The organism is Mesorhizobium sp. M2A.F.Ca.ET.067.02.1.1, assembly GCF_004023285.1.
In the GTDB taxonomy this organism is placed as follows: Bacteria; Pseudomonadota; Alphaproteobacteria; order Rhizobiales; family Rhizobiaceae; genus Mesorhizobium.
Genome location: NZ_RZSB01001004.1, coordinates 1 through 1,775, shown reverse-complemented (window position 1 = coordinate 1,775; position 1,775 = coordinate 1). Strand labels below are relative to the sequence as shown.

Here is a 1,775-nt window from a genome sequence, read left to right as displayed (position 1 = left end):
ATGAAACTGGTTCGCCGCAGCGCCGCGCCAAGCCGACCGCTTGGCGCTGCGGCGACCGCATCATAGGGAGAGAAAACTGTTACCTATGTATCCGGTTCAAAGTGTTACCCATCTATCCGCTGGACACTGTAATCACGCCCGCCCGATCATCACATGCGTTGCATCGGCGGTCGCAACCTGCCCAGTGCAGCGGTATCCCAGCTTCAGCATGTCGAGCCCGGCGAACAGATGCTCGCCCGAGCCGAGCAGGAGCGGCGAGACTGCCAGATGCATCTCGTCGATGAGCTTCTCCTGCAGATACTGCCGGACGGTCGAGACGCCGCCGCCGACGCGCACATCCTTGCCGCCGGCGGCCGCCTTCGCCTGTTCGAGCGCTGAGTGGATGCCGTCGGTGACGAAATAGAACGTCGTCCCGCCTTCCATCTCGATCGGCGCGCGCTTGTGATGCGTCAAAACAAAGGTCGGCACGTGGTAGGGCGGGTTGGGACCCCACCAGCCTTTCCAGTTGTCGTCCGGCCATGGACCACGGCTCGGGGCGAACATGTTGCGGCCGAGGATCCAGGCGCCGACATTCTCGAAGCTGCGCACCGCAAAATCGTCATCCGTATCGGTCGTTCCGCCTTCCTTGCCGATCATCTGGTAGAACGAGCGGGTCTTGATCATCCACTTGTGTAGACCTTCGCCGCCTACGCCGAGCGGGTTGTCGAGGCTCTGATCGGGACCGGCGCCGTAACCGTCGAGCGACAAGGTGAAAGCGTTAACACGCAGCCTGGACATCATTGCCTCCTGATCCAGTTGTAATTTGCAATCGGTTAACTGATAGCTTGACTGATTGCGAATTGCAAGCAGATGGGTAGCAGTATCGCGCTCGGCGGCACGATCCAGGTTATGGATTTGACGAGGAACTGGGCGCCCACGGCGCCGGTTTGTTCGTCCGCGCGTCCCGCTATTCCATCGCCAGGATGAGGTTGCGCACCACGGGATAGATTTCGCGTTCCCAACGTTTGCCGTTGAAGACGCCGTAATGGCCGACATTGGCCTGCAGGTGATGCCGCTTCAAATGTGGGCGCAGCGAGCGGCACAGATCATGCGCCGCCGAGGTCTGGCCCAGCGCGCATATGTCGTCGCGTCCGCCCTCGACGGTGAGCAGCGCCGTGTTGCGGATCGCGCCGGGATCGACCTTGCTGCCGCGGAAGGTGAACGCGCCCGTGGCAAGCTCCGCCTTCTGGAACACCCGGTCGATGGTCTCGAGATAGAATTCCTCGGTGAGGTCGAGCACCGCGAAATACTCGTCGTAGAAAGTCTTGATCTTCTCGGCTTCGGCGGTCTCGCCGGCCGCCAGATGCTCATGGAGCTTGCGATGCGCCGTGACGTGGCGGTCGCTGTTCATGGCCATGAAGGCGGTTAGCTGCAGGAAGCCCGGATACACCCGCCGCCCGCCGCCCGGGTGGCGGAAGGGCACATGCGAGATGACGTAGTTCTGGAACCAGGCCAGCGACTTGCTGACGGCGAATTCGTTGACCTCGGTCGGGCTTTCGCGCGGGTCGATCGGCCCCGCCATCAGCGTCATCGAGCGCGGCGTCGCCGGATGCCTGTCCTCGGACATGATGGCGACGGCGGCGAGCGCCTGGACGCAGGGCTGGCAGACCGCCAGGATATGCGCCCCCGGGCCGATCGCCTCCAGGAAACGGATGAGGTAGTCGACATAGTCGTCCACGCCGAAGTTGCCGGCCGAAAGCGGCACGTCGCGGGCATTGGCCCAGTCGGTGACATAG

General features: G+C 62.9%; 2 protein-coding genes. Both read right to left on the bottom strand.

Annotation, left to right across the window (positions count from 1 at the left end; all coding sequences use genetic code 11):
* Positions 1–132: 132 nt before the first annotated feature.
* Complete coding sequence (locus tag EOA28_RS34725) at positions 133–777, bottom strand: dihydrofolate reductase family protein (RefSeq protein ID WP_127252423.1); 645 nt, start codon at positions 775–777, stop codon at positions 133–135.
* A 169-nt stretch (positions 778–946) separates the two neighbouring features.
* Positions 947–1,775 (bottom strand): polyhydroxyalkanoate depolymerase (gene phaZ / locus EOA28_RS34720; protein WP_128315796.1); only part of this gene is annotated, 829 nt, incomplete at its 5' end.